Origin of the sequence: Micromonospora sp. NPDC047527, from assembly GCF_040643015.1 — a bacterium.
Classification (GTDB): Bacteria; Actinomycetota; Actinomycetes; order Mycobacteriales; family Micromonosporaceae; genus Micromonospora.
The window spans coordinates 483,318-506,402 of sequence record NZ_JBEYTK010000002.1 but is presented as its reverse complement, the minus strand read 5'-3'; the positions used below and the strand labels follow the sequence as shown (position 1 = coordinate 506,402).

The 23,085-nt window shown below is 73.1% G+C and carries 23 protein-coding genes; 10 read left to right on the top strand and 13 right to left on the bottom strand.

Annotated features, from left to right (window positions below):
* Window positions 1–227: 227 nt before the first annotated feature.
* Complete coding sequence (locus tag ABZ808_RS11215) at window positions 228–2,291, top strand: SpoIIE family protein phosphatase (RefSeq protein WP_357003810.1); 2,064 nt, start codon at window positions 228–230, stop codon at window positions 2,289–2,291.
* Window positions 2,292–2,335: 44 nt separating this feature from the next.
* Here ABZ808_RS11215 and ABZ808_RS11210 read toward each other — a convergent pair whose 3' ends face one another.
* On the bottom strand, window positions 2,336–3,694 hold the full coding sequence (locus ABZ808_RS11210) for an FAD-binding oxidoreductase (RefSeq protein ID WP_357003807.1): 1,359 nt from the start codon (window positions 3,692–3,694) through the stop codon (window positions 2,336–2,338).
* A 96-nt stretch (window positions 3,695–3,790) separates the two neighbouring features.
* Here ABZ808_RS11210 and ABZ808_RS11205 point away from each other — a divergent pair, with 96 nt between their 5' ends.
* Together ABZ808_RS11205 and ABZ808_RS11200 are read left to right on the top strand one after the other, a co-directional pair.
* Complete coding sequence (locus ABZ808_RS11205) at window positions 3,791–5,887, top strand: S9 family peptidase (RefSeq protein ID WP_357003804.1); 2,097 nt, start codon at window positions 3,791–3,793, stop codon at window positions 5,885–5,887.
* Between the two features lie 122 nt (window positions 5,888–6,009).
* Window positions 6,010–6,195: a hypothetical protein gene (locus tag ABZ808_RS11200; protein ID WP_357003802.1), complete on the top strand. Its 186-nt coding sequence runs from the start codon at window positions 6,010–6,012 to the stop codon at window positions 6,193–6,195.
* Window positions 6,196–6,214: 19 nt separating this feature from the next.
* Here ABZ808_RS11200 and ABZ808_RS11195 read toward each other — a convergent pair whose 3' ends face one another.
* The 9 genes from ABZ808_RS11195 to ABZ808_RS11155 all read right to left on the bottom strand — a co-directional run bounded on the left by ABZ808_RS11195 (window position 6,215) and on the right by ABZ808_RS11155 (window position 14,930).
* Entirely contained in the window at window positions 6,215–7,738 is a 1,524-nt protein-coding gene (locus ABZ808_RS11195) for an FtsX-like permease family protein (RefSeq protein WP_357003799.1), read from the bottom strand.
* Window positions 7,735–8,436 carry an ABC transporter ATP-binding protein gene (locus ABZ808_RS11190; RefSeq protein ID WP_357003796.1) on the bottom strand — a complete coding sequence of 234 codons (702 nt, stop codon included), beginning with the start codon at window positions 8,434–8,436 and terminating at the stop codon, window positions 7,735–7,737. The genes ABZ808_RS11195 and ABZ808_RS11190 overlap by 4 nt, the downstream gene beginning before the upstream one ends.
* Window positions 8,433–8,969, bottom strand: a complete 537-nt coding sequence (locus ABZ808_RS11185) for a PadR family transcriptional regulator (RefSeq protein ID WP_357003793.1) — start codon at window positions 8,967–8,969, stop codon at window positions 8,433–8,435. Before ABZ808_RS11185 ends, ABZ808_RS11190 begins: the two co-directional genes overlap by 4 nt.
* A gap of 365 nt (window positions 8,970–9,334) precedes the next feature.
* Complete coding sequence (locus tag ABZ808_RS11180; RefSeq protein ID WP_357003790.1) at window positions 9,335–10,873, bottom strand: SpoIIE family protein phosphatase; 1,539 nt, start codon at window positions 10,871–10,873, stop codon at window positions 9,335–9,337.
* A 2-nt stretch (window positions 10,874–10,875) separates the two neighbouring features.
* Window positions 10,876–12,237 (bottom strand): ATP-binding protein, encoded by a 1,362-nt coding sequence (locus tag ABZ808_RS11175; protein WP_357003786.1) that lies wholly within the window; start codon window positions 12,235–12,237, stop codon window positions 10,876–10,878.
* On the bottom strand, window positions 12,234–13,247 hold the full coding sequence (locus ABZ808_RS11170; protein ID WP_357003783.1) for a SpoIIE family protein phosphatase: 1,014 nt from the start codon (window positions 13,245–13,247) through the stop codon (window positions 12,234–12,236). Before ABZ808_RS11170 ends, ABZ808_RS11175 begins: the two co-directional genes overlap by 4 nt.
* Window positions 13,244–13,663, bottom strand: coding sequence for an anti-sigma regulatory factor (locus tag ABZ808_RS11165; protein WP_357003780.1), 420 nt, complete (start codon window positions 13,661–13,663; stop codon window positions 13,244–13,246). The genes ABZ808_RS11170 and ABZ808_RS11165 overlap by 4 nt, the downstream gene beginning before the upstream one ends.
* Window positions 13,660–14,070 (bottom strand): STAS domain-containing protein, encoded by a 411-nt coding sequence (locus ABZ808_RS11160; RefSeq protein ID WP_357003777.1) that lies wholly within the window; start codon window positions 14,068–14,070, stop codon window positions 13,660–13,662. The genes ABZ808_RS11165 and ABZ808_RS11160 overlap by 4 nt, the downstream gene beginning before the upstream one ends.
* Window positions 14,070–14,930 carry an STAS domain-containing protein gene (locus ABZ808_RS11155; protein WP_357003774.1) on the bottom strand — a complete coding sequence of 287 codons (861 nt, stop codon included), beginning with the start codon at window positions 14,928–14,930 and terminating at the stop codon, window positions 14,070–14,072. Before ABZ808_RS11155 ends, ABZ808_RS11160 begins: the two co-directional genes overlap by 1 nt.
* 165 nt (window positions 14,931–15,095) lie before the next feature.
* Between ABZ808_RS11155 and ABZ808_RS11150 the strand changes: the two genes are divergently transcribed.
* Window positions 15,096–15,452: an STAS domain-containing protein gene (locus ABZ808_RS11150; RefSeq protein WP_088951054.1), complete on the top strand. Its 357-nt coding sequence runs from the start codon at window positions 15,096–15,098 to the stop codon at window positions 15,450–15,452.
* Between the two features lie 13 nt (window positions 15,453–15,465).
* On the opposite strand, the gene ABZ808_RS11145 is transcribed toward ABZ808_RS11150, so the two are convergent.
* The gene (locus ABZ808_RS11145; RefSeq protein ID WP_357003771.1) at window positions 15,466–16,746 is read right to left on the bottom strand and encodes an MFS transporter; all 1,281 of its coding nucleotides are present in this window, start codon (window positions 16,744–16,746) and stop codon (window positions 15,466–15,468) included.
* A 50-nt stretch (window positions 16,747–16,796) separates the two neighbouring features.
* Between ABZ808_RS11145 and ABZ808_RS11140 the strand changes: the two genes are divergently transcribed.
* The 4 genes from ABZ808_RS11140 (at window position 16,797) to ABZ808_RS11125 (ending at window position 19,008) form a co-directional block, all read left to right on the top strand.
* A complete protein-coding gene (locus ABZ808_RS11140; protein ID WP_357003767.1) occupies window positions 16,797–17,489 on the top strand; it encodes a FadR/GntR family transcriptional regulator in 693 nt (230 codons plus the stop codon).
* A gap of 40 nt (window positions 17,490–17,529) precedes the next feature.
* A complete protein-coding gene (mscL, locus tag ABZ808_RS11135) occupies window positions 17,530–18,003 on the top strand; it encodes a large conductance mechanosensitive channel protein MscL (RefSeq protein ID WP_357003765.1) in 474 nt (157 codons plus the stop codon).
* Window positions 18,004–18,085: 82 nt separating this feature from the next.
* Window positions 18,086–18,337 carry a hypothetical protein gene (locus tag ABZ808_RS11130; RefSeq protein ID WP_357003762.1) on the top strand — a complete coding sequence of 84 codons (252 nt, stop codon included), beginning with the start codon at window positions 18,086–18,088 and terminating at the stop codon, window positions 18,335–18,337.
* 278 nt (window positions 18,338–18,615) lie between these two features.
* Window positions 18,616–19,008, top strand: a complete 393-nt coding sequence (locus ABZ808_RS11125; RefSeq protein ID WP_357003759.1) for a hypothetical protein — start codon at window positions 18,616–18,618, stop codon at window positions 19,006–19,008.
* A 202-nt stretch (window positions 19,009–19,210) separates the two neighbouring features.
* Here ABZ808_RS11125 and ABZ808_RS11120 read toward each other — a convergent pair whose 3' ends face one another.
* Window positions 19,211–20,539, bottom strand: coding sequence for a benzoate/H(+) symporter BenE family transporter (locus ABZ808_RS11120; RefSeq protein ID WP_357003756.1), 1,329 nt, complete (start codon window positions 20,537–20,539; stop codon window positions 19,211–19,213).
* A 52-nt stretch (window positions 20,540–20,591) separates the two neighbouring features.
* On the opposite strand from ABZ808_RS11120, the gene ABZ808_RS11115 reads away from it, so the two are divergent.
* A complete protein-coding gene (locus ABZ808_RS11115) occupies window positions 20,592–21,152 on the top strand; it encodes an XRE family transcriptional regulator (protein ID WP_357003753.1) in 561 nt (186 codons plus the stop codon).
* 38 nt (window positions 21,153–21,190) lie between these two features.
* On the opposite strand, the gene ABZ808_RS11110 is transcribed toward ABZ808_RS11115, so the two are convergent.
* Window positions 21,191–22,264 (bottom strand): LuxR C-terminal-related transcriptional regulator, encoded by a 1,074-nt coding sequence (locus tag ABZ808_RS11110; RefSeq protein WP_357003750.1) that lies wholly within the window; start codon window positions 22,262–22,264, stop codon window positions 21,191–21,193.
* Between the two features lie 78 nt (window positions 22,265–22,342).
* Here ABZ808_RS11110 and ABZ808_RS11105 point away from each other — a divergent pair, with 78 nt between their 5' ends.
* Complete coding sequence (locus ABZ808_RS11105) at window positions 22,343–23,062, top strand: protein phosphatase 2C domain-containing protein (protein ID WP_357003747.1); 720 nt, start codon at window positions 22,343–22,345, stop codon at window positions 23,060–23,062.
* Window positions 23,063–23,085 lie beyond the last annotated feature (23 nt).

Sequence of the window (23,085 nt, the reverse complement as noted above, 5' to 3'; positions counted from 1 at the left end):
TTGTGCCCGCGTTCGCCGTGGTGCCAGGGTGCGCGACCCGCCGAGCGGCATCCGGCGGGCAATCCGTAGCCCTCAGACCGGCACGGCCAACCCCAGACCTCGCCCGGACGCCAGACCTGTCGCACCGACCTCGATCCGCCCATCCGTCGCATCGACCGACCGGGCCGCCTGGCCGACGATCGTTGATCGGCTTGGCACTCGGGTGGGGGACGGTAGAGGATACGAGAGTGTCAGCCGAGGCGGGGCCTGCGACGGCCGAGGCCCGGAACGGGGCGGTCCGGCGTGTCCGCCTGCCCGCTGACCGCCGTACACCCGCCGCCGCCCGTGCCGTCGTCCGCTCGGTGCTGACCGAGGCGCACCTGGACGAACTGGCCAACGAGGCGCTGCTGCTCACCACCGAGCTGACCACCAACGCCGTCGAGCACGCCCGTACCGAACTGGACATCGAGGTCATCGCGGACGAGGCCGGGCTGTCCGTGACCGTCTCCGACTTCGCGCCCGGCTCCGGCGACGACGAGCTGACCATCGGCAGCCGCAACGACGCAACGGAGATCAACGAGGTCTCGGAGCGAGGTCGAGGGCTGCTGCTGGTCGACCACTTCGCCAGCCGCTGGGGCACCACGTACCTGCCCACCGGCAAGGGCGTCTGGTTCCGGCTGGACCGGCCCGGGGCCGACGCGCCGGCCGAGGCCAGCTCCGGGGGTACGTCGACGACGGCCGATGCCGCCGACAACTCCGCGCCGAGCGCCGGTGCCATGAGCGAACTCATGCAGACCGCTCCCGACGTGCACGCCGACGATCCGCTGCCCGACTTCGCCGCCAGCCTGCTCAGCCGGGTCGCCGAGATGGTGGGCGCGGCCGGCGGCACGATCCGCCTGGACCGGGGCGACGGGCAGGGCCCACAACTGCTGGCCCGCTTCGGCCGACAGCCCCGCCCCGGCAGCGAACTGCTCCGGGTGCCGTTGACCGTGCAGCGCCCGTACGCCGGTGAGCTGGAGCTGGACACGGCGCCGTCGGCGTACGCCCGGCCGCTGGCGGTGCTCACCGCCGAGCGGTTGTCGCTGCACCTGGAGAACGACCGGCTGCGCCGGGCCGACGTCCGCCGGCAGGCGTGGTTGACATTCCTGGCCGAGGTCAGCGAACTGCTGGCGCAGTCGTTGGACGTCGAGCTGACGATGGCGCTGATCCCGCAGCTCGTGGTGCCCCGGCTCGGCCAGTGGTGCGCGGTGCACACCACCGACGAGTGGGGTCGGCTCCGGCTGGCGGCGGCCAGTCACGCCGACGAGTCGGCGTTGCCGCAGCTGCACAAGGTGCTGGCGGAGACCGGCCCGGATTCCATCCAGGCCCGACTGCGCGGGGCGTCCCGCGGTGCGGCGCAGATCCCGCTCGGCGGGCCGATGGAGGGCTTCGCGGTCCCGCTGATCGTGCGCGGTCAGCGGCTCGGCACCCTGGCGGTCGGCCGGCACCAACGACACCGGCACGACCCGGACCAGATGGCCGTGCTGGAGGACGTGGCCCGCCGCGCCGCGCTGGCCATCGAGAACGCCCGGATCCACGCCGAACGTCGGCGGGTCGCGCAGGCGCTCCAGCAGTCCCTGCTGCCGCCCGTGCTGCCGGTGGTGGACGGGATCGGCTTCGCCGCCGAGTACGTCCCGACCGGCGACGACGCGGAGGTGGGCGGCGACTTCTACGACGTGGTGCCGCTGCCCGACGGGCGCTGGCTCGTGGTCATCGGGGACGTCTCGGGCAAGGGGGTGCAGGCAGCCGCCGTGACCGGCCTCGTCCGGGACGTGATCCGCGTGCTGGTCGGCGACGGCAAGCCACTGCCGGAGGCACTGGCCCGGCTCAACGAGACGCTTGTCGAGCGGGGCGGCGGCCGGTACTGCACGCTGGCCCTCGCGGCGGTCGGGGTGGGCGACGGTGGCCAGTTGGACGTCTCGCTGCACCTGGCCGGGCACGACCGGCCGGTGCTGCTGGCCGGCGCGGGCGGCGCCCGGTTCGTCGGCACCGGGGGGACGGCGTTGGGCCTGCTCGACACGATCATCTCGCCGACGGCGGAGATCACGCTTGCCCCGGGCGACTCGCTGATCTTCTACACCGACGGGGTCACCGAGCGACGGCGTGGCCGGGAGCTGTTCGGCACCGACCGGCTGCGCGACGCCGCGGCGCCACTGGCCGGGTACTCGGCCGACGTGGTGGCCGCCCGACTGCGCGCCGCCGCGATCAACTTCTCGGTCGAGCCACCCCGGGACGACATCGCCCTGCTGGTGCTCCGCAACGACAAGGTCTGACCGGCGGACGTCGAGCCGCTGGCGCTCGCCGTGGCGGCGCTGGGTCACCCGCCGCCGGGGAGACGGCCCGGGGCGAGGCGGTGCCCCGGGTCGAGGTGCTCCTTCGCGGCGTGCAGGCGGGCCAGGCCGGCCAGCTCGCCCCACAGGTCGACGGCCTGCCGGACCGCAGCGGGAGCGGAGACCACCACGCAGCGGCCCTGCCGGGCCAGCAGCACCCCACGGACGGCGGCCAGGATGGACGCCACCCGGTCGGGGGCCAGCGTGCCGGGCAGCGCCGCGTGCACCACGCCCAGCCCGGCGGAGCCGCGCACCGGCACGGGGGAACCGGCCGCGTCGCGCAGCGCGTAGACGGCGGCGTGCAGGTCGGTGATCGGCACCTCCAGGCGCAACGCCGTGTCGCCGGGCGCGAACGGGTAGCGGCGCCACCACGGCGGCGCGGAGTGGGTGACAGTCGCCTCCCCGTGCAGCAGGCCGACCAGTCGTTCGGCGCGCTCGGTGACGTCGGCCGGGCCGCCCTCCAGCAGCACCACCAGGCTGCCCGCCCGGGGCGGGGCGCTGGACCGCCCGGACATCGACGGATGGCGCTCCCGGGCGGTCGCGGCCGGGTGGCCGGGCGGGTACGGAGTGCGCGGCCGGGGTGCGCCGGCGGGCAGGTCCAGCTCGATGGCCGCCGGCTCCAGTCGGGCGGCGAGGATCATCCGGACCAGGTCGTGCACCTCCAGCGGGGTCCACACCGGCCGGGACACCCAGAGCCGGCTGGCCGGCACCGGCTGCACCCGCAGGCTCGCCGAGACCAGCACGCCGAGCGCGCCCTGCGAGCCGCAGAGCAGCCGGGCCAGATCGAGCCCGGGTGCACCGCCACCGGCGCTGACCAGCTCACCGTCGGCACCCAGATAGCGGACCCCGATGAGCTGGTCGCAGGGGCTGCCGTGGCGGTGCCGGAGCGGGCCGGCCTCACCGGCGGCGAGCACCCCGCCCAGAGTCGCGCCGGGTGACGGGGCGTCCATCGCGAGCCGCTGCCCGGTGCGTTCCAGAGTGGCCTGCACGGCCCGCAGCGGGGTGCCCGCGCCCACCTCGGCCACCGGCGAGCCCACCGGCTCGTGACCGATGCCCGCCAGCCGGCCGGTGTCGAGCAGGATGTCGACCTGCGTGGGGGTGGCACCCCAGTCGATCTTCGTGCCGGCGCCTCGCGGCACCACCGCGAAGTCGTGCGCGGCGGCCAACCGCAGCACCTCGGCCGCGGCGTGCGGCCCACCCGGCACGGCCACCCAGCGAGCCGGCCGCCCGGCCACCTCGTCGGCCGGCCCGGCGAGCCGGGCGAACGGCGGACCGCAGATCGCCGTCAACCGCCGGGTGATCTCGATAGCGCCGGACCGGCCGAGGGAACTCGCTGCTGCCGCCATGCCGGCTATCGTACATGTGTTCGAATGATGTGGTGATGACGATCGAGATGCCGCTGGTCCGCCGCGCGGCGTCGGCCGGCCGGTAACGTGGCCGCCGTGACCACCGAGACTGCCCCGCCCGCGGCGAAGCGGGTGCCCGCCGAGCGCACCCACCACGGCGACACCGTCATCGACGAGTACGCCTGGCTCGCCGCCAAGGACGACCCGGAGACGATCGCCTACCTGACGGCTGAGAACGCGTACACCGAGGAGCGCACCGCGCACCTGGCCGCCCTCCGGGCGGAGCTGTTCGAGGAGACCCGGCAGCGCACCCAGGAATCTGACCTGTCCGTGCCGACCTGCAAGGGCGGGTACTGGTACTACACCCGGACGATCGAGGGCCAGCAGTACGAGGTGCACTGCCGGCGCGCGGTCCGCGACGGCGAGACCGAGCCGCCGGTCAGCGTCGACGGCGTACCCCTGGACGGCGAGGAGGTGCTGCTCGACGGCAACCAGCTCGCCGAGGGGCACGAATTCTTCTCCCTCGGCGCGTTCGACGTCAGCCCGGACGGCCGCTGGCTGGCGTACTCGACGGACTTCTCCGGCGACGAGCGGTTCACTCTGCGGGTAAAGGACCTGAGCACCGGCGAGCTGTTGCCGGACGAGGTGCCGGACACGTTCTACGGCACCGCCTGGTCGGCCGACGCGTCGGCGCTGTTCTACGTGACGGTGGACGACGCCTGGCGGCCCAACCGGGTCTGGCGGCACACCATCGGCGCCGCTGCCGCTGACGACGTCGTGGTCCACCAGGAGGACGACGAGCGGTTCTGGGTGGGCGTGGAGCTGACCCGGTCGGAGAAGTTCATCCTGATCGACATCCACAGCAAGATCACCAGCGAGGTGTTGGTGATCCCGGCCGGCAACCCGACCGGTGCGCCCGCCGTGATCGCGCCCCGCCGCCAAGGCGTCGAATACGCGGTGGAGCACCACGGCCACCGCTTCCTGATCCTGCACAACGACGGCGCGGAGGACTTCGCGCTGGCGTTCACCTCGGCCGACGTACCCGGCGACTGGGTGCCGCTGATCGAGCACACCCCGGGCACCCGGCTGGAGGCCGTCGACGCGTTCGCGAACCACCTGGTGGTGTCCCTGCGCACCGAGGGGCTCACCGGGCTTCGGGTGTTGCCGGTGGGCAGCGACGACGCGTACGACATCGACTTCCCCGAGCCGCTCTACAGCGTCGGGCTGGACGCCAACCCGGAGTACCGCACCGGGCAGGTCCGGCTGCGCTACTCCTCGCTGGTCACCCCCGACTCGATCTACGACTACGACCTGGTGACCCGGCAGATGGTGCTGCGCAAGCAGAAGCCGGTGCTGCCCGGCCCGGACGGCCGGCCGTTTGACCCGGCCGAGTACGAGCAGCACCGCGACTGGGCGCTGGCCGACGACGGCACCCGGGTGCCGATCTCGCTGGTCTGCCGGGTCGGTACGCCCCGCGACGGCTCGGCCCCCTGCGTGCTGTACGGCTACGGCTCGTACGAGGCCAGCATGGACCCGTGGTTCTCGGTGTCCCGGCTGTCCCTGCTGGACCGGGGCGTCATCTTCGCGGTGGCGCACACGCGGGGCGGCGGCGAGCTGGGCCGACGCTGGTACGACCAGGGCAAGCTGCTGGCCAAGAAGAACACCTTCACCGACTTCGTGGCGTGCGCCCGACACCTGGTCAAGGCCGGCTGGACGGCCAGTGACCGGCTGGTCGCCCGGGGCGCCTCGGCCGGCGGTCTGTTGATGGGCGCGGTCGCCAACCTCGCCCCTGACGCGTTCACCGGGATCGTCGCGCAGGTGCCGTTCGTGGACGCGCTCACCTCGATCCTCGACCCGTCACTGCCACTGACCGTCACCGAGTGGGAGGAGTGGGGCAACCCCCTCGACGACCCCGAGGTGTACGCGTACATGAAGTCCTACACGCCGTACGAGAACGTTGTCGCGGTGGACTATCCGGCGATCCTCGCGGTGACCAGCCTCAACGACACGCGGGTGCTCTACTCCGAGCCGGCGAAGTGGATCGCGCGGCTGCGGGCGACCGCCCCGGCCGGCGACTACCTGCTCAAGACCGAGATGGGCGCCGGGCACGGTGGCCCGAGTGGCCGCTACGACTCCTGGCGTGAGGAGGCCTTCGTCAGCGCCTGGATCCTGGACCGCATCGGCCGCGCCTGACTCGGCCACGCCAGGCGATGATCGCGCTCGATCGTGGAAGTGGGCCCCTCGACGGCCCGGGGAGCCCACCGCATCCAGGATCGAGCGCGATCACGCCGGCAGGTCGGGCCTAGACTGCCAGGGTGACCGGGGTTACGCAGGGCGACGACGGACCGGCCGAGGAGGTCCGCAGGCCGACCATCGCGGCCGTGGCCCGTGACCGCCGGGTGTGGCTGATCCTCGCGGTGGTAGCCGGCCTCCTGGTCTGCTGCTGCTCGGCCGTCGTCGGCACGCTTGTCGCGCTCTCCGCCGGCCTGCTCTCGACTTGACCGCCCGGGTCGCCTCGGCTCACGTCGTGCGCAGCTCGTCCACCGCGATGCTCACGCGCAGGAAGAGCAGGCCGACACCGACCGTCACCAGCACCGCCGCCAACGCGCCGGCACCGAGCCAGGCCAGGTGCTCCAGGGGTACGGCGACAGCGCGCTCGACACCGGCGGTGTGCACCACCCGGGTGTACTGCCCACGGGTGGCCGGATCGCTGCAGAGCGCCGCCGTGGCCTCGCAGACCTCCGCCGACGAGTCTCCGCTCGCCACCGTCGGAAAGGACCCTCGGCCGACCATCGCTCCCACGCTGAGCGCGAGCAGGATCGCCGGCACCGCCGGCGCGAGGGCCTGCCAGGCCACGGAGCGGCTCAGCGTGCTGCGGGGCACCCCGGTGGCGACCAGCGCGGTGTAGGCCCGTCGACGGGCGACGATGCCCTCGACCAGTGCGACGACCAGCCCGCCGGCCGCGATCAGCACCGCCACCGCCACCGCGGCGTCGACCAGATCCATGGTCGACAGGTAGAACGGGTCGGAGCCCTCGTCCACGCCGGCGCGCAGGTTCTGCTCCCGTTCGAGCGTGTCCCGGGCGACGAAGTAGGCGCGCAGCGCTGCCGCGCCGGCCCCGAAGATCACGGCGGACAGCAGCGCCGCGAGCGTACGGCTGCCCGCCCACGGGTCGGCCATCAGCCGTCCCGCCGCGAGCAGCGCCGGTGCGCGGCGGGCGTGCTGACGCAGCAACCGCCCGCAGGTGTACGAGATCCAGCCCGTGCCGATCACCACCCCGACCATCGCCACCAGGCCGCCCGCCGTGTACAGCAGCGGTACCAGCCAGCGCAGCAGCAGCTCGTTGCCGCTGAAGCGGTACGCCACGGGAGGGACCGCGGCGAAGGAGAGCACCCCCAGCCCGATCAGCAGTCCCGCCCACGGACGCGGACCACGCACCCGGGCGACCTTGCGGCTCACCCCGAGCGGGCTGGTGGTGACCGCACGCAGCATCAGGGCCGTCGCCAGTGCCGCGATCACCGGCAGGCCCAGCACCACCGCGACCAGCGGGCCGGTCGACGGCAGCACATCGGTGGGCAGGGCCAACCGGCCCTGCGCGTCCGGCCGGTGCAGCACCTCCCGGCCGCCGAGATAGACACCCAACCCGGCGAGTGTGCCGAGCAGGCTCGCCAGGCCGGTCTCCAGCACTGCCAGGCGCGTCACCTGACCCGGGGTGGCGCCAGCCAGCCGGAGCGCGGCCAGCCGCCGGTCCCGGGCCGGTGCGCCGAGCCGGGCACACTGGCCGGCCAGCGCCAGCACCGGAATGGCCAGCATGAGCAGCGCGAACACCGTCCCACCGCGCAGCCCCGGCTCCCGCAGCAACGCGTTGCGGTACTGCTCGGACTGCACGTAGGCGTCACCGGCGGGTTTCGGGATGGCCAGCACGGTGAGCGCCGCCAGCCCGGCCAGGGTCGCCAGCAGAGCACTGAGAGCGGTGAGCACCACCCGGGTCGTGTCGGTGCGATTTCCCGCCAGCGCCAGCCGGACCAGCGTCGCAGGCCTCACCGCTGGCCGCCGACCACCGGCAGGTCGAGGCCCAGACCGGTGTGGTCCACCAGGCCGTCGCGCAGCACGATCTCCCGATCGGCGTACGCGGCGATCCGCGGCTCATGGGTGACCAGCACGACGGAGGTGCGTTGCTCGCGGGCGAGCCGGACCAACTGGGTGAGCACCTGCTCACCGGTGAGCGTGTCCAGCGCGCCGGTCGGCTCGTCGGCGAAGAGCACCTGAGGCTCGGTGACCAGCGCCCGTGCGGTTGCGCAGCGCTGCTGCTGACCACCGGACATCTCACCTGGCCGGAGCTCAGCCAGATCGGCCACGCCGAACCGCTCCAGCCAGGTGAGTGCCGCCGTCCGCGCCTCTCGCCGCCCCGTGCCGGCGAGGAGCAGCGGAAGTCCGACGTTCTCGGCAGCGGTCAACTCGGCGACCAGCTGACCGAACTGGAACAACACCCCGAACTCGGTGCGGCGCAACCGGGACCGGTCCGCCTCCGACCAGGTGTCGATCCGTTGGCCGCGCCAGGTGACCTCGCCCGCGTCCGGCCGGAGGATCCCCGCCAGGCAGTGCAACAGGGTCGACTTGCCGCAACCACTCGGACCGGTGACCGCGACGATCTCGCCCTCGGCCACGTCGAGTGTCACGCCACGCAGGGCGGGCGATGGGCCGTACGAGCGAACCACGCCGCGAGCCTGGAGCTGCGTCACGGATGCACCTCCCGGTGCCAGTCGGCGACCCGGCCCAGGGTGGTGTGCAACCACCGCAGGTCCGCGTCGAGGTGGGCGATGGCGAAGTCGACGGCGATCACGTCGCTGAGGGTGGCGGCCGGGTCGGTCTTGACCGAGGTCAGCTCACGCAGCCGGGCGGTGTGCGCGGAGCGCTGGGCGATCAGGTACGACCGGGCCACGTCGACGTCGGCGACCAGCAGCGCCACCATGACCTTGGTGAAGAGCGTGCTGGCCACGTACGGCATCGGGGTCTCCACGGTGGAGAGCCAGACATCCAGGGTGGACCGCCCCTCGCCGGTCAACGCGTACGCCGTGCGGTCCGGACCGGACGCCCGGTCCTGGCCGGCGGCGGCGACCAGGCCGTCGCGTTCGAGACGGCCAAGCGTCGCGTAGACCTGCCCGAAGGCCAGCGGCCGAGCCCGGGGCAGCCGCTCGTCGTGCGCCCGCTTGAGCTCGTATCCGTGCCGACTGCCCCCGGCGAGCAACCCGAGCAGAACGTGGGGCGTCGACACCCCAACCACTATTCACTCAGCGAATACCCCTGTCAACCACCCCCACCCACCCCCGGCCCTCACCCCCTGACCCCCGGTGATCATGAAGCTATTGCCGCGACGCGCCGATGCGGCGGGCAATAACTTCATGATCACTCGAAAAAGGTGGGTGGTGGGGTGGAGGTTGGGCTGGGTGGGCCAGGTGGGGTGTGGTTGGTCCGGGCCCGGTGGGGGTGCAGGTTGGGCGCGGCGGCGGCGGTGGGCGTCGGGTCGGCGAGGACGCCCATCTTGCGGGCCGTCGACCACCGCCACCGGCTTCAGCGCCGTCGAGCGGGCGGCCGGCGTGTCACTTGCCGCGTACGCCCGGTCGGTCCAGTGGCGTCGACTCAGCGGCGGCGCAGGACGACCACTGCCACGTCGTCGTGGATCTTCGTCGGGGCGAGCTCCGCCAGCAGCCGGCCACAGAACCGGTCCAGATCCTCGTCCACCGTGCCCACCACCGCGGCGAGCGCGGCCATCCCCTCGTCGATGGTGGCGTCCCGGCGCTCGATCAACCCGTCGGTGTAGAACACCAGCGTGGCCCCGGCGGGCAGCACGAACTCCAGGTCGGCCGGGCGGGGCGCGCGGACGCCGAGCAGCGGCGCCGAGTGCTGCACGAACTCGATCTTGCCGTCCATGGTGAGCACCGGCGGCAGATGGCCGGCGCTGGCCAGCCGGACCCGCCCGGTCGGCGGGTGCAGCAGCAGCACGCAGAGCGTGGCCAGCTCGTTCGGCAACAGGGTCCGCATCAACTCGTTGACCCGGTGCAGGATCTCGCCGGGCTGGTGCCCCTCGACCGCGTACGCCCGCACGGCGTGCCGCAGCTCGGCCATCACGGTGGCCGCGTGCAGCGAGTGGCCTGCCACATCGCCGATCGCCAGCAGGAGATGCCCGTCGAGCATCACCAGCTCGTAGAAGTCACCGCCCACCTCGGTCTGCGCGCTCGCCGGCTCGTAACGCACCGCGAGATCCAGCCCGGCCACCTCGGGCAGCCGGCGCGGGAGCAGGCTGCGTTGGAGAGTGACGGCGATGCGGTGCTCCTCGTCGAACGAGCGCTGGGCCTCCACCGCCGCCGCCACCGCCTGGGCGAGCTGCACGAGCACCGGGGTCCGGGCGGTCTGGGTGGCGGTCGGGACCACCACGTACAGCGGGGCGCGGTCCTCCCGCAGCCGGGCAGCGGCCACCGTCACCGAGTCGTCGGCCGGCCAGTCGAGCAGCGCCCAGTTCGTCGGAGCCTCCACCCGGACCGTGGCGCCGGTCCGGACCCCGGTGTCGTCAACGACCCACGGCACGACCGCCGCCTCAGCACCCGGGCCGGCGCAGATCCCGGCGAGGCAGTCGCCGTCGAACGTCTCGGCGATCACCGCCGCCGGGCTCTTGAAGATCTCCGCAGCGCCCGCCGCTGCGACTTCGAGCAGCCGCGTGAAGTTCGGCGCGGCGTGCACCGCCACGGTCGTGTCGGCGAGCCCGAGCAGCCGCTCGGCGAGCAGTTCGGCGCGCTGCCGGGCCCGGTAGTAGCGCAGCACCGCGCGGGTGGTGGCGATCAGCTCTTCCGGCTCGATCGGCTCGGTGAGGTAGGCGTCCGCGCCTCGGGTCAACCCCTGGGCGCGGTCGGCCACGTCCACGGCGTGCGCGGACACGTGGATCACCGGCATCGCGGGATGCGCAGCCTTGATCCGCTCGCACACCTCGTAGCCGCTCAGGTCGGGCAGCCGTACGTCGAGCACCACCAGGTCGATCCGGTCCGTGTCGACCCGGGCGAGCGCGTCCCCGCCGTTCTCCGCCTCCAGCACGGTGAACCCGGCCCGGGTCAGCCAGCTGACGAGCAGGTACCGCTTGGTACGGCTGTCATCGACCACCAGGACGGTCGCCGGCCCGCCGTCCACCGTCACACTCCGCCGGTGGGGAGCGAAACCGTGAAGGTGCTGCCCCGGCCCGGTTCGCTGGTCAGCTCAAGCGTCCCCCCGAGCAGGGTCGCCAACCGCCGGGCGTACGGCAGGCCGAGGCCGGTGCCGCCGACCCGGGTGGCGCCCGGCACCTGGTAGAACTCCTCGAAGATCCGATCGTGCAGCTCGGGGGCGATGCCCGGGCCGGTGTCGCTGACCTCGAAGATCCACCGGTCGTCACGCCGCTGGGCGCGCAGCCGCACCTCGCCGCGCTCGGTGAACTTCAGCCCGTTGTGCAGCAGGTTGCGCAGCACCTGGCCGAGCAGCACCTCGTCGGTACGCAGGACGGCTGGCGCGACCGGCTCCTCCACCACCAACTCGACCTCTGGCCTGGTGGCCAGCGCGCGCAGAGTACCGCGCAGTTGACCGAAGACCGGGCGCAGATCGATGTCCGCCCAATCGGGCTCGATCCGGCCGGACTCCGCCTTGGCCAGATCCAGCAGCTCGTTGACCAGCCCGAGCAGGTCGGCCGCCGAGGAACGGATCAGACCGACCTGACGGGCCTGCTCGGCGGTGAGCGGGTCGGAGGCGGAGTCGGAGAGCAGCCGCCCCAACCCGATGATCGCGGTGACCGGGGCGCGCAGCTCATGGCTCACGTTCGCCAGGAACCGGCTCTTCGACTCGCTCGCCGCGCGCAGCTGGGCCGACTTCTCGTCCAGCTCGGCATAGAGGGCGACGACTCCCCGGTTGGTCTCCTCCAGCTCCTCGGTGAGCTGGTTGTAGAGCGCCAGCACGCCGCGGTTGGTCTCCGCCAGCTCGTCGTTCAGGACGGCCAGCTCGTCGCGCTGGCTGCGTACCTCGTCGAGAGCCGCGATGAGCTGCCCGTTCTGCACGGTCAGCTCGTCCAGCGCGCTACTCGGCGCGCTCAGACCGAGTTCAGCACGGAACTCGGCGAGGCGCTCCGGGGTCGGCGTCGGCGCGTTGGCCGGGACTCGTCGGGACATCCTCACGACCGTAACCCCCTCGACGGTCGCCGCGCTCAGTCTGTCGACCAGTCGGGACACCGCACCGGACTGCGGCTCGTATCTGCCGTCGGGCAGGGGGGTCACCGGGGCGAGGTCGGCGCGCAGGTGGAACCGGCCGTCGGCGCCGGCGTCGATGTCGAAGGACACGTCCGCGCCACCGCACGCGCGGAGCAGGTCCCGGGCGACCTCGCTGAGCGCGGTGGCGATCCGGACCTGGTCCTGGTGTTCCAGACCCACCACCGCGGCGACCTCCCGGCCCCGCTGACGGATCACGAAGATGTCCTGCTCGACCCGCAGCGTCATCTGCAACAGCGGCAGCCCGGCCGACGCCCCGCTCATGTCCAGGACCTCGCGACCAGAACGCAGGCGTCGTCACGGCGTACTCCGGCGTCGCGCAGCAGGGTCGCCGCCACCACGAGCGGGGACCGTTCGGCGATATCGGGGTAGTCGGTCATCCGCCAGCGGTCGACCACGCCGTCGCTGTGCATCACCAGCAGCGCGCCGGGACCGAACGGATAGTCGTAGCCCCGGACCGTGGGGCGTTGGTGCCCGGCGATACCGGGCAGCGACACCAGCCCACGACGCTGACCGTTGCCCTCGACGACCATCCCGGCGATGTTGCCCAGGCCGGCGTAGTGCAGCACGCCCTCCTCGGGCACCAACTCAGCCACCGCCAGCGCCGCGCCTCGGGTGTACGACATGGATTGGTGCAGGTGGCTGACCACCGCCGCGGGTGGACTGGCCGGCGCGTCACGGAACGCGGCGAGCGCCGCCTCGGTCGCGGCCGCGGCCAGCGGACCGTGCCCGAGGCCGTCGCTGACCAGCACCTGATGCCGCCCGTCGGCGACCCGGACGGCGTACCCGTCGCCACTGACCGTCTCGCCGGTCAGCGGCCGGGTGAGAGCGCCGGCCCAGGACGGTCGGGCCGGCGCCGCCGGCCAGACCTGCACGGCGAGGACGGTGCCCCGACCCGGCAGGGAGTACGCGTCGAACCAGCTGGCCTGCCGGACGATGGCGCCGAGGCCGATGCCGAGCGTGCCGGTGGTGGAGTGCCCGTCCCGGGACGAGACGGTCAGGTCGGCCATGCCGGGCCCGGAGTCGATGGCCACCAACTCCACGCCGGCCTCTCCGGCACGGCGCACCGGCCGGAGCAGCAGGGTGCCCTCGTCGGCGTGCTTGACGAGGTTGCTGGTCAGCTCGGCCGCGACGATGGCCAGGTCGGCGATGCGCGCCGGAGCCATCTCCAGCTGTGCGCCCAGGCGTTCGGCGGCACGGCGTACGGCGCTGGCCGTGCTGCTGGCCTCCACCCGGAACCAGAGGCCGCTGTCGGTGATCGGGTCCCCGTTCACCGGGACCACTTGGTGACCGTGATGCGCGTGCCGGTTTCCGGAGACGTCTCGATCTCGAAATCGTCAACCAGCCGTCGAGACCCGCTGAGCCCGAGGCCGAGGCCGCCGCCAGTGGTGTAGCCGTCGGTCAAGGCCAGGTCGAGATCGGCGATGCCGGGCCCGGAGTCGGCGAAGACGATCCGTACGCCCTTACGTCGGCCGTTGTCCACGATGGTCACCTCGACGGAGCCACCACCGCCGTACACCAGGGTGTTGCGGGCCAGCTCGCTCGCCGCGGTGACCACCTTGGTCTGGTCGACCAGGGACAGCTTGACCGCCACCGCCACGGCGCGGACCAACTGTCGGACGCGGACCACGTCCTCATCGCCCTGGATCGACTGCGCCTGCGGGTGGCCCACGTCGATGCCCGCGGTCACAGCCGGGCCGTCTCGGCGTCCGGGTCGTCGTCAAGCTGGTCGTCTAGCTCATCGCCGCGAGTCGCCGCGATCAGCTCCATGCCCCGCTCGACGTTCAGAGCGGTACGGATGCCGTTCAACGACAGCCCCAGCTCGACCAGGGTGATGGCGACGGCTGGGCGCATCCCGACCACCACCGTCTCCGCGTCGAGCACCTTGGAGATCGACGCGATGGTGGAGAGCATCCGCCCGACGAAGGAGTCGACGATGTCCAGCGCGGTGATGTCGATGATGACGCCGTGGCAGCCGGTGGCCACGATCCGCTCGGCGAGATCCTCCTGGAGCTGGACCGCCGTCTGGTCGGACATGTCGAGCTGGATGGAGACCAGCAGGATGTCGCCGATCTTGAGGATCGGCACGCGTTCCATCAGGCGTCCCGGCGTGACTGACGGCGGGCGGTCTCCACCCCGTTGAGCCGCAGCACGTGGCGCAGCGCGTCGGCGAGGCTCGCCTTGGTGGCGATGTCCCCGAACTCGATGCCGAGGGCGACAATGGTCTGCGCGATCTGCGGGCGGATGCCGGAGATGATGCAGTCGGCGCCCATCAGGCGGGCGGCCACCACGGTCTTCAGGATGTGCTGGGCGACCTGGGTGTCCACCGCCGGGACGCCGGTGATGTCGATGATCGCGTACGGGGAGCCCGTGTCGACCAGGGTCTGCAACAGGCGCTCCATCACCACCTGGGCGCGGGCGGAGTCCAGGGTGCCGACCAGCGGGACGGCGACCACGCCCTCCCAGAGCTTGACCACCGGCGTGGAGAGTTCGAGCAACTGCTCGGCCTGATCGGCGATCAGGCTCTCCCGGGTGCGGACGAAGCTCTCGAAGGTGAACAGGCCCATCTCGTCGACCAGCCCGGAGAAGGCGACGTAGTCGCGCAACTTGTCGTCGCCGCCGGCCTCCTCGATGAGCCGGGCCAGCACGTCCTTGAGCGCGAAGACGCTGATCGCGGTCTCGGTGGCGGAGAACCCCTGCCGGGCCCTGCCATGGGACAGCTCGGAGAGCGCGGCGCGCAGTTCGGCAGTGTTGTCGGCGGACAGGTCGATGGCGCCCTGCTCACCGGTGGTGACGATGGCGTGGTGCAGATCCTGCACCTGCCGGCGCAGCTCGGCCTGACTCAGCCGACCGCGCAGCGAACCGGCAATGATCTCGGTCCACCGCTGCGTGACCCGCTCGGCGTGCCCGCCGAGCAGCGCGGCGAGCCGACCACTTTCCTCGGCGTTCAACGCCATTGCGAAACCCCCTTGACCTGGACCGGCCGGACTCTATCACCGGGGGCCGTCAAGCTACTTGCTGCGTAGCAACGGAATGATGACGGCCACCGGATCCTGGCTCCCGATCTGCGTACGACCCCGGTCGTGGGATACCGTTCCCCCGATAACAGGAGGTTCTGGCGTATGTCCTTGACAGTGCACACGGAACAACGCGGCGACGTGGTCGTCGTGTCGGTCGCGGGCGAACTGGACATGGCAACCGCACCGCAGTTGCAGGACCAGATCACCGACCTGCTCGACAAGGGCCGTAGCCGGCTGGTGTTCGACCTGGCGGATGTCTCGTTCTGCGACTCGACCGGTCTGTCGGTCTTCGTTCGCGCCAAGAACAGCTGCGACGAGGCCGGTGGCGTGGTGCGGCTGGCCGCACCCCAGCGGGGTGTGCTGCGCATCCTCGAGGTGAGCGGGCTGGTCGAGGTGCTGCACACCTACCCGACGGTGGATGAGGCAGTCGCCGGCGAACCGACGCCCGCCTCCTCCTGACCGCTGCCGCTGCTCACTCGTCCTCGACGTAGCGGGGACGGGCGATCGCCATGCCCGCTGCCGTCTGCACGGCGAGGGCGCCCAGCAGGAACCCGATCGGCGCCGTCCAGCCGCCGGTGACCTCGTAGAGGATGCCGACCATCAGCGGGCCGAGGGCGGCGATCACGTACCCGGTGCTCTGCGCGAACGCGGAGAGCGCGACGGTGCCCTCGGCGGTGCGGGAGCGCAGGCCGATGGCGGTCAGGATCAGCGGGAACGCCCCCTGGCCGATCGCCAGCAGGGCCACCCAGAGCAGCGCGGCGCCGTGCGGGGCGACCGCCAGCCCGAGGTAGCCCAGCGTCGACGCGGCGGTCAGCCCGAGCACCAGCGGGCGCAGGGTGGCCAGCCGGCCGGCCACGGTGGGCATCAGCAGCGCGATCGGCACGCCGAGCGCGGTCACCCCGGCGAGCAGCAGCCCGGCCGACTCCGGCTGGTAGCCGGCGTCCCGGAACAGCTGGGCCAGCCAGCCCATGATCGCGTACCCGCTCAGTGACTGTGCCCCGAAGTAGATGGCCATCGCCCAGCCCAGCCGGGTCCGCGCCGGCCGGATCCGGGACGGCACGGTGGGGGTCGCCGTCGGGGTCGCCCGCCGCGCGCTCGCTCGGGCTCGCAGCGCCAGCGGCACCCACGGGAGTACGGCCACCGCGGCGAGCGCGGCCCAGATTCCCAGCCCGGCCCGCCACGACCCGAAGGCGTGCGCGATCGGCACCGCGGTCGCCGCGGCCACCGTCGTGCCCACGGTCAGCGCCATCGTGTACGCCCCGGTGACCAGGCCGGTGCGGTGCGGGAAGTGCTGCTTGACCAGCATCGGCAGCAGGATGTTCGCCACCGCGATTCCGGACAGCGCCAGCGCGCTGGTGAGGACGAAGACCCAAGTCGAGTCGGTGAGGACCCGCAGCACCTGACCGGCGGCCAGGGCGAACATGGCGACGACCAGCACCCGGGCCGGCGCCACCCGGCGGACCAGCCACGGGGTGAGCGCGCCGAGGCCGGCGAACGCGATGGTCGGCAGGGTGGTGACCAGGCCGGCGGTGACCCCGGTCAGCCCCAGCCCGTCGCGGATCTCGTCGAGCAGGGCGCCGAGGCTGGTGACTGCGGCGCGCAGGTTGACCGCCACCAAGAGCATCCCGACCAGGACGAGCGCGCCCCCGGTCGCCGGGTGGATCCGGCGGCCCGCGCGGGTGTCGCCCGTCTTGGGGGGATCGACGGCGACGGGGGCGGGCAGCGCCGGAGCGGCGGTAGGTGGCGGGGTCATGACCTCTAACCTACAATCATGGGATGAATTCGGGACCGGTGATGTAACCAGTGCCACCCTCAGTCGATTCCCCCGCAGCGCCACCGGTGCCGCCTCGCGGGCACCGGGTCCGTCAGACCATCGAGCAGCTCCGGTCCCGGATCCTGGGCGGCGAGTGGCCGGTGGGCGGTCGCATCCCCACCGAGCCACAGTTGGTCGCCGCGCTGGGCGTCGGGCGCAACACGATCCGCGAGGCCGTCCGCGCCCTCCAGCACGCCGGGGTGTTGGAATGCCGGCAGGGCTCCGGCACGTACGTGGTGTCCACCGACGAACTGGCGCCGGTGGTGGCCCGCCAACTCGGCGACGACCGGATGACCGAGGTCATCGAGGTGCGACGCGCCTTCGAGGTGGAGGCCGCCCGGCTCGCCGCGCTGCGGCGTACCCCAGCCGACCTGGCGGCGCTCGACGGCGCGCTCGCCGAACGCGAGGCGGCCTGGCGCGGCGGCCGGGTCGACGCGTTCGTCGAGGCCGACGCGGCCCTGCACACCGTGGTGGTCGCCGCCGCGCACAACGCCATGCTCGCCGAGCTGTACGCCTCGGTCGGCACCGCCTTGCGCAGCACCGTCGCCCAGGCGATGGGGGACGCCCTCACCCCCGAGCGTTACGTCGACCACACCCGGCTGGTCGACGCGATCCGGGCCGGCGATCCGGGCCGGGCAGCGATCGAAGCCGGCGCTTTTCTGGAGCCCGCCGCAGGGGCATAGGTTGTCGGCGACAGAAAACCGGGACACCTCAGGAGTACGGATGCTCAAGGGCTTCAAAGACTTCATCATGCGCGGCAACGTCGTCGACCTGGCGGTCGGTGTCGTCATCGGCGCCGCGTTCACGACAGTGGTCACGTCGCTGACCAACGCGTTCCTCAAGCCGTTGATCGCGCTGTTCGTGCTGTTGATCACCGGCAAGGACAACGGCCTCGAGGGTGCCGCCTGGACGATCCGCGGCGTCGCGTTCGACTGGATCAGCTTCGTCAACGCGGTGATCACCTTCCTGCTCACCGCAGCGGCCCTCTACTTCCTGGTCGTCTACCCGATGAACCGGCTCGCCGAGCGGCGCAAGCGCGGCGAGGAGCCGCCGCCGGCCGCGCCGAGCGAGGAGGTCAAGCTGCTCACCGAGATTCGGGACGCGCTGGTCTCCGCCGGCCACACCACGCCGGGCCAGCAGCGCGGGGCACTGGACGACGTGCTGGGCCGCCGCACCGAGCCGCCGGCGCCGCGCTGACCGCGAACGGATGCACATCGGCCCCTGCGGGAATCCCGCAGGGGCCGCATCTTCTCGTACGTGTGTTCGATAGAGTCCCGCCATGGAGCAGCGAAAGCACTGGTGGAACGGGAAATGGGGGCGGCTGGCCCGGCGGGACGTCTTCCTGCGGGTGGACGCCGACCGGTGGCACGTCGAGCAGCGGGCCGGCGGCGCCGAGGGCATCTCCAAGTTCTACGAGTACGGCAGTGCGGACGAGGCCGAGGAGACTGTCCGGGCGCTGCTCGACGGCCCGGACACCTGGCGGGAGTTGTCCCCGCGTCCGCCCGGCGGCTGGACCCTCCCGAACAACTGAACGGCACCGCCACGGCTGCTCCAGGCTCCGGAGGCGGTACCGCGTTCGGCAGTGATGTCTCTGCGACATATTTATGTCGCAGAGACATCACGCTCTACGGACCGATCGGCCCCTCGTGCCCCCGCTGCCGGTCGGGCAGCCACTGCCGGTCAGACAGCCACTGCCGGTCAGACAGCCACTGCCGGTCGGACAGCCGCTGCGGGCTGCCGGGCCGGCCGGCCGGGCGGCGGGGGCGGCGACGGCGTTTAGCGGCGTATCACGCCGGGAACCGCGAAGAGATGGACCAGCAGGACGAGCAGCAGGCGACCATCTCGCGGATCACCACCGGAATGCCGGTGATCGACGTCGCCGGCACCGAGGTCGGCACCGTGGACCTCGTCCAGCGGGGTGACCCGAACGCGGTGACCGTGCAGTCGCCGACCACCGACCCCCACGGCACGCCCGCCGACCCGGGCGGCAGCCTGAACGAGTTGATCGAGGCGACCGCCGTGGAGGAGCCGGACGTTCCGGCCGACCTGGCGGCGCGACTGCTGCACAGCGGTTACCTGAAGGTCTCCACGGAGTCGACCCAGGTCGGCGCCGTGTACGTCCCGGCCGACCGGATCGCCACCGTCGCGGACGGCCGGGTACGCCTCACGGTCGGCGTGGCCGACCTCCCGCCCGAGGAGTAGCCCACCACCCCCCGCAGGCCCCCGCCGAGCCGAGCCGGGCCGCGCCGGGCCGCGCCGCGCCGCGCCGCGCCGGGCCGAGCCGCGCCGCGCCGGGCCCGGGCCGAGCCGCGCCGCGCCGAGCCGGGCCGGTGATCGACTCCATGTCGGCGATGTGGGGGTGTCTCGGAGCTTGGATACCGCCATGTCGGCGATCCGGAGTGGATCAGTGGTGTTGCGGTGTCCGGTTGACGGGGACAGCCCCACTTCGCCGATCTCGTGTGGATCTCTCCGGGGCCGCAGTCGCGGCGGGCTCGGTGGGAGCGGCAGGCTCGCTGGGCGCGGCGGGCGCGGCGGACTCGGGCGCAGTGGGCGAGGTGGGCTCGGCGGGGCGGCGGCGGTGGAAGAGCAGCAGCATCAGGCAGCCGGCGACCAGGCCCCAGAACGCGCCGCCCACGCCGATCAGCGTCACCCCGGAGGCGGTCACCACGAAGGTGACCACGGCGGCCTCCCGCGTCGCTGGCTCGGCCACCGCCGAGGCCACCGCCGAGGCGAGCGCGGTGCCGAGCGCGCCGAGCAGGGCCAGCCCGGCGACCGCCTCGATGAGGATCGGCGGGGCGACCGCGACCAGCGCGGTGGCCACGCCGGCGCCCAGCCCGAGCAGGGCCAACCCGATGCCGGCGGTGACCGAGGCGATCCACCGGCGCTCGGGGTCCGGATGCGCGTCGGGGGCGGCGGCGAGCGCGGCCGTGATCGCCGCGAGGTTCACGCCGTGCCCGCCGGCCGGTGCGGCCAGCAGGCTGGCCAGCCCGGTGGCCCGCAGCGCGGCGCCGAACGGCGGTCGGTAGCCGTAGCCGACCAGCACCGCCATGCCGGGTACGTTCTGCGCGGCCATGGTGACCAGGAACAGCGGGAGGGCGAGCCCGACCAGCGCGGACGCGTTCCAGGCCGGCGCGGTGAGGGTTACCGACGGGATGAGCGTGACCCCGGTCAGACCGGCCGGCGGTGCGGTCAGCGCGATCGCCGCCACCGCCACCAGCAGCGCGCCCGGCACCGCCCAGCGGCGGGCGAACCGGTGCAGCAGCAGCCAGCCGACCACCACCGGGCCGGCCACCGTGGGCAGCTCGACCAGCGCGCGGAACGGAGCGGTGCAGAGCGGCAGCAGCACACCGGCGAGCATCGCGCCGGCCACCGGCTTGGGGATGGCGGCAACCGCCCGGCCGAGGGGCGGAAACAACCCGGCCGCGACGATCAGCAGGCCGGCGACGAGGAACGCGCCCACCGCGACCGGCCACCCGCCCGGCGGCGGCCCCGTCGCCACCAGCAGCGCCGCGCCCGGGGTCGACCACGCCACGCTCATCGGTATCCGGTGCCGCCAGCCCAGCCAGGCGGCAGCGAGCCCGCACGCCACGCAGAGGGCCAGCAGGCCGGAGGCCGCCTGCGCGTCCGACGCGCCCACCGCGCGGAACCCGGCCAGCACGACGGTGAACGAGCTGGCGAAGCCGACCAGCGCAGCCACCCCGCCGGCCAGCAACGGTTGAGCCCGACCGGCCATCCCACCCCTCCTGTTCCGTTTACGGAACGACAGCGTGTAGCACGATAGCCGGATGCCGCACCCACCACCAGCCCGCCGTCCGGGCCTCGACGTGGATCCCGCCATCGTCGGCCGGCGGGTCCGTGCCCTGCGCGAGGAGCGGGGCATCTCGCTGTCCACACTGGCCCGCCTCGCCGGCATCGGAAAGGCCACCCTCTCCGGCCTGGAGCACGGCACCCGCAACCCGACCCTGGAGACGCTCTGGGCGGTCACCGCACAGCTCGGGGTGCCGCTGACCGCCGTGCTGGCCGAGCCGGCCGCCGCAGCCACCGTGCACGGCACCGCGGTCACCGCCACCCTGCTGGAGGTGTTCACCGACACCGACGCCACCTACGAGCTGTACCGGATGCGCGTCGCGCCCGGCCCGGGGCAGCTCTCCCCCGCGCACCAGCCGGGGGTCACCGAACACGTCACAGTCTTCGCCGGCGTGCTGCGCGCCGGCCCGGCCGAGGCGCCGCTGACCGTGCCGGCCGGCGGGCACCTCCGCTGGGTCTCCGACGTGCCACACAGCTACACGGCCGTCGGCGACGAGGAGGTCGCCGCGAGCCTGCTGCTGCGCTACCCGCGCCGCTGAGCCCAAGGCCGCCCGACGCGAGACCGGCCGAGGGTGGCTCAGCCGTCGACCGGGGTCGGCACCGGCAGCCGGCGTCGGACCGCCCAGAGCGCCACCTCGGTACGCGACACCGAGCCGGTCTTGCGCAGCAGGTTGGACACGTGCACGGTGACCGTGCGTACCGAGATGCCGAGCGCCTTCGCGACCTGCTTGTTGGACATGCCGGCGACCAGGCAGCCCAGCACCTCGACCTCCCGGGCGGTCAACTCCGGGTCGAGCGGCACGTCGAACGGCACGTCGGACGGCACGTCGACCGGCGCGAGCGGGGCGAGCGCCGACGCCGGATCGACCGGTGCTGCCGCCTGGCGCGGGCCGGGCAGCCGCCGGAGCAGCGCGTCCGGCCCCTCCCCCGCGTGCGCCGCCAGCAGCTCGGTCAGCGCGTAGGGGTTGCCGCCGGTGCACCGCCACACCGAGGCGACCAGCCGACGCGAAGGGTTGCTGTCCGCGTACACCTGGGTCAGGACCTCGGCGACCTCGGCCGGGCGCAGCGGGCCGAGGTGCTGGCGGACGGCGCCGCGGACGCCGCTGAGCCGGGCGAGCGCGCGGCGGGTGAGCTCCGGTGCCACCGCGTCGGCCGGCGGTCGGCTCGCCACCACCAGCAGAGCCGGCAGGTCGGCCACGGTGGCCAGCTCACCGACCAGATTGACGCTGGCCGGGTCGAGCGCGTGGAGGTCGTCCACGACCAGCACGGCCGGGCCGGCGCCGACCAGCAACTGGACGGTCCGCACGGCGAGGCGCAGCAGGGTGCCCGGCGCGTACCGCTCGCGGGGTGCGGTGGGCTGCTGGGCCAGCCAGGCCAGCGCGTCCGACGGCAGGCCGAGCCGGCTGGTGTCCCGACCGGTGAGCACCGCCGCCAACCAGTCGTACGGGGCCGGGCCGTGCACCCGGGCGGCGCCGGAGAGGATCAGCGCGGGACGTGGGGTGAAGGCGTCCACGGCGGCCGCGACCAGCAGACTCTTGCCCACCCCCGCCACGCCGGTGAGCACCGCGACGGTCGGCGCCGAGCGGCGCAGCGACGCCACGGCGGACCAGGCCCGGTCGAGCTCGGCGAGCTCGCCAACGCGCCCAACCATGGACACCGGCATCATTTCTCAACCCTACGCAGTAGTGCGTAGAGACGAAGGCGGGGTGTTCTTGGCAAGCTTGACCCCATGACGCTGATCCTCCGCTCGGTCATCCTCAACGACATCGGTCTGGTTCGCACCAACAACGAGGACTCCGCCCTCGCCGGTGACCGCCTGATCGCCGTCGCCGACGGCATGGGCGGGCTGCCCGCGGGTGAGGTGGCGAGCGAGATCGTGATCCGGATCCTGGACGAGCTGGCCCCGCCCACCGACCCCGACGGGGCCGCCGACGCCCTGCGTGCCGTGGTCAGCACCGCCAACCAGCGCATCCACGCCGCCATCACCGTCGACCCGGCCCGGGAGGGGATGGGCACCACGCTCACCGCGGCGCTGCTGGCCGGCGACACGCTGGTGCTGGCCCAGGTCGGCGACTCCCGCTGTTACCTGCTGCGCGAAGGGGAGCTGACCCAGCTCACCCGGGACGACACCTTCGTCCAGGCGCTCGTCGACCAGGGCACGCTCTCCCCTGAGCAGGCTCGGCACCATCCGCAGCGGTCCCTGGTGACCCGGGCCGTGCAGGGTGCCGACACCCCACCAGCGGTCGGCGTGCTCACCGTCGTTCCCGGCGACCGGCTGCTGCTGTGCAGCGACGGGCTCTCCGACTACGTCGAGGACGAGGCGATCGCGGCGACGCTGGGCATGTACGTCGACCGCCAGCAGTGTGGCGAGCAGTTGGTGAAGCTCGCCCACCACGCCGGCGCCCCGGACAACGTCACGGTAGTGGTCTCCGACGTCACGACCCGCTGACCTGCGCCCAATCGGGTTGCGGC

Excerpts from the sequence above, each read along its gene's own strand:
- ABZ808_RS11210 (WP_357003807.1), bottom strand. The coding sequence starts at position 3,694 with ATGGCGGCAGCAGCGAGTTCCCTCGGCCGGTCCGGCGCTATCGAGATC.
- ABZ808_RS11175 (WP_357003786.1), bottom strand. The coding sequence starts at position 12,237 with ATGAGCGGGGCGTCGGCCGGGCTGCCGCTGTTGCAGATGACGCTGCGG.
- ABZ808_RS11160 (WP_357003777.1), bottom strand. The coding sequence starts at position 14,070 with ATGGAACGCGTGCCGATCCTCAAGATCGGCGACATCCTGCTGGTCTCC.
- ABZ808_RS11155 (WP_357003774.1), bottom strand. The coding sequence starts at position 14,930 with ATGGCGTTGAACGCCGAGGAAAGTGGTCGGCTCGCCGCGCTGCTCGGC.
- ABZ808_RS11150 (WP_088951054.1), top strand. The coding sequence starts at position 15,096 with ATGTCCTTGACAGTGCACACGGAACAACGCGGCGACGTGGTCGTCGTG.
- ABZ808_RS11145 (WP_357003771.1), bottom strand. The coding sequence starts at position 16,746 with ATGACCCCGCCACCTACCGCCGCTCCGGCGCTGCCCGCCCCCGTCGCC.
- mscL (WP_357003765.1), top strand. The coding sequence starts at position 17,530 with ATGCTCAAGGGCTTCAAAGACTTCATCATGCGCGGCAACGTCGTCGAC.
- ABZ808_RS11130 (WP_357003762.1), top strand. The coding sequence starts at position 18,086 with ATGGAGCAGCGAAAGCACTGGTGGAACGGGAAATGGGGGCGGCTGGCC.
- ABZ808_RS11125 (WP_357003759.1), top strand. The coding sequence starts at position 18,616 with ATGGACCAGCAGGACGAGCAGCAGGCGACCATCTCGCGGATCACCACC.
- ABZ808_RS11120 (WP_357003756.1), bottom strand. The coding sequence starts at position 20,539 with ATGGCCGGTCGGGCTCAACCGTTGCTGGCCGGCGGGGTGGCTGCGCTG.
- ABZ808_RS11115 (WP_357003753.1), top strand. The coding sequence starts at position 20,592 with ATGCCGCACCCACCACCAGCCCGCCGTCCGGGCCTCGACGTGGATCCC.
- ABZ808_RS11110 (WP_357003750.1), bottom strand. The coding sequence starts at position 22,264 with ATGGTTGGGCGCGTTGGCGAGCTCGCCGAGCTCGACCGGGCCTGGTCC.
- ABZ808_RS11105 (WP_357003747.1), top strand. The coding sequence starts at position 22,343 with ATGACGCTGATCCTCCGCTCGGTCATCCTCAACGACATCGGTCTGGTT.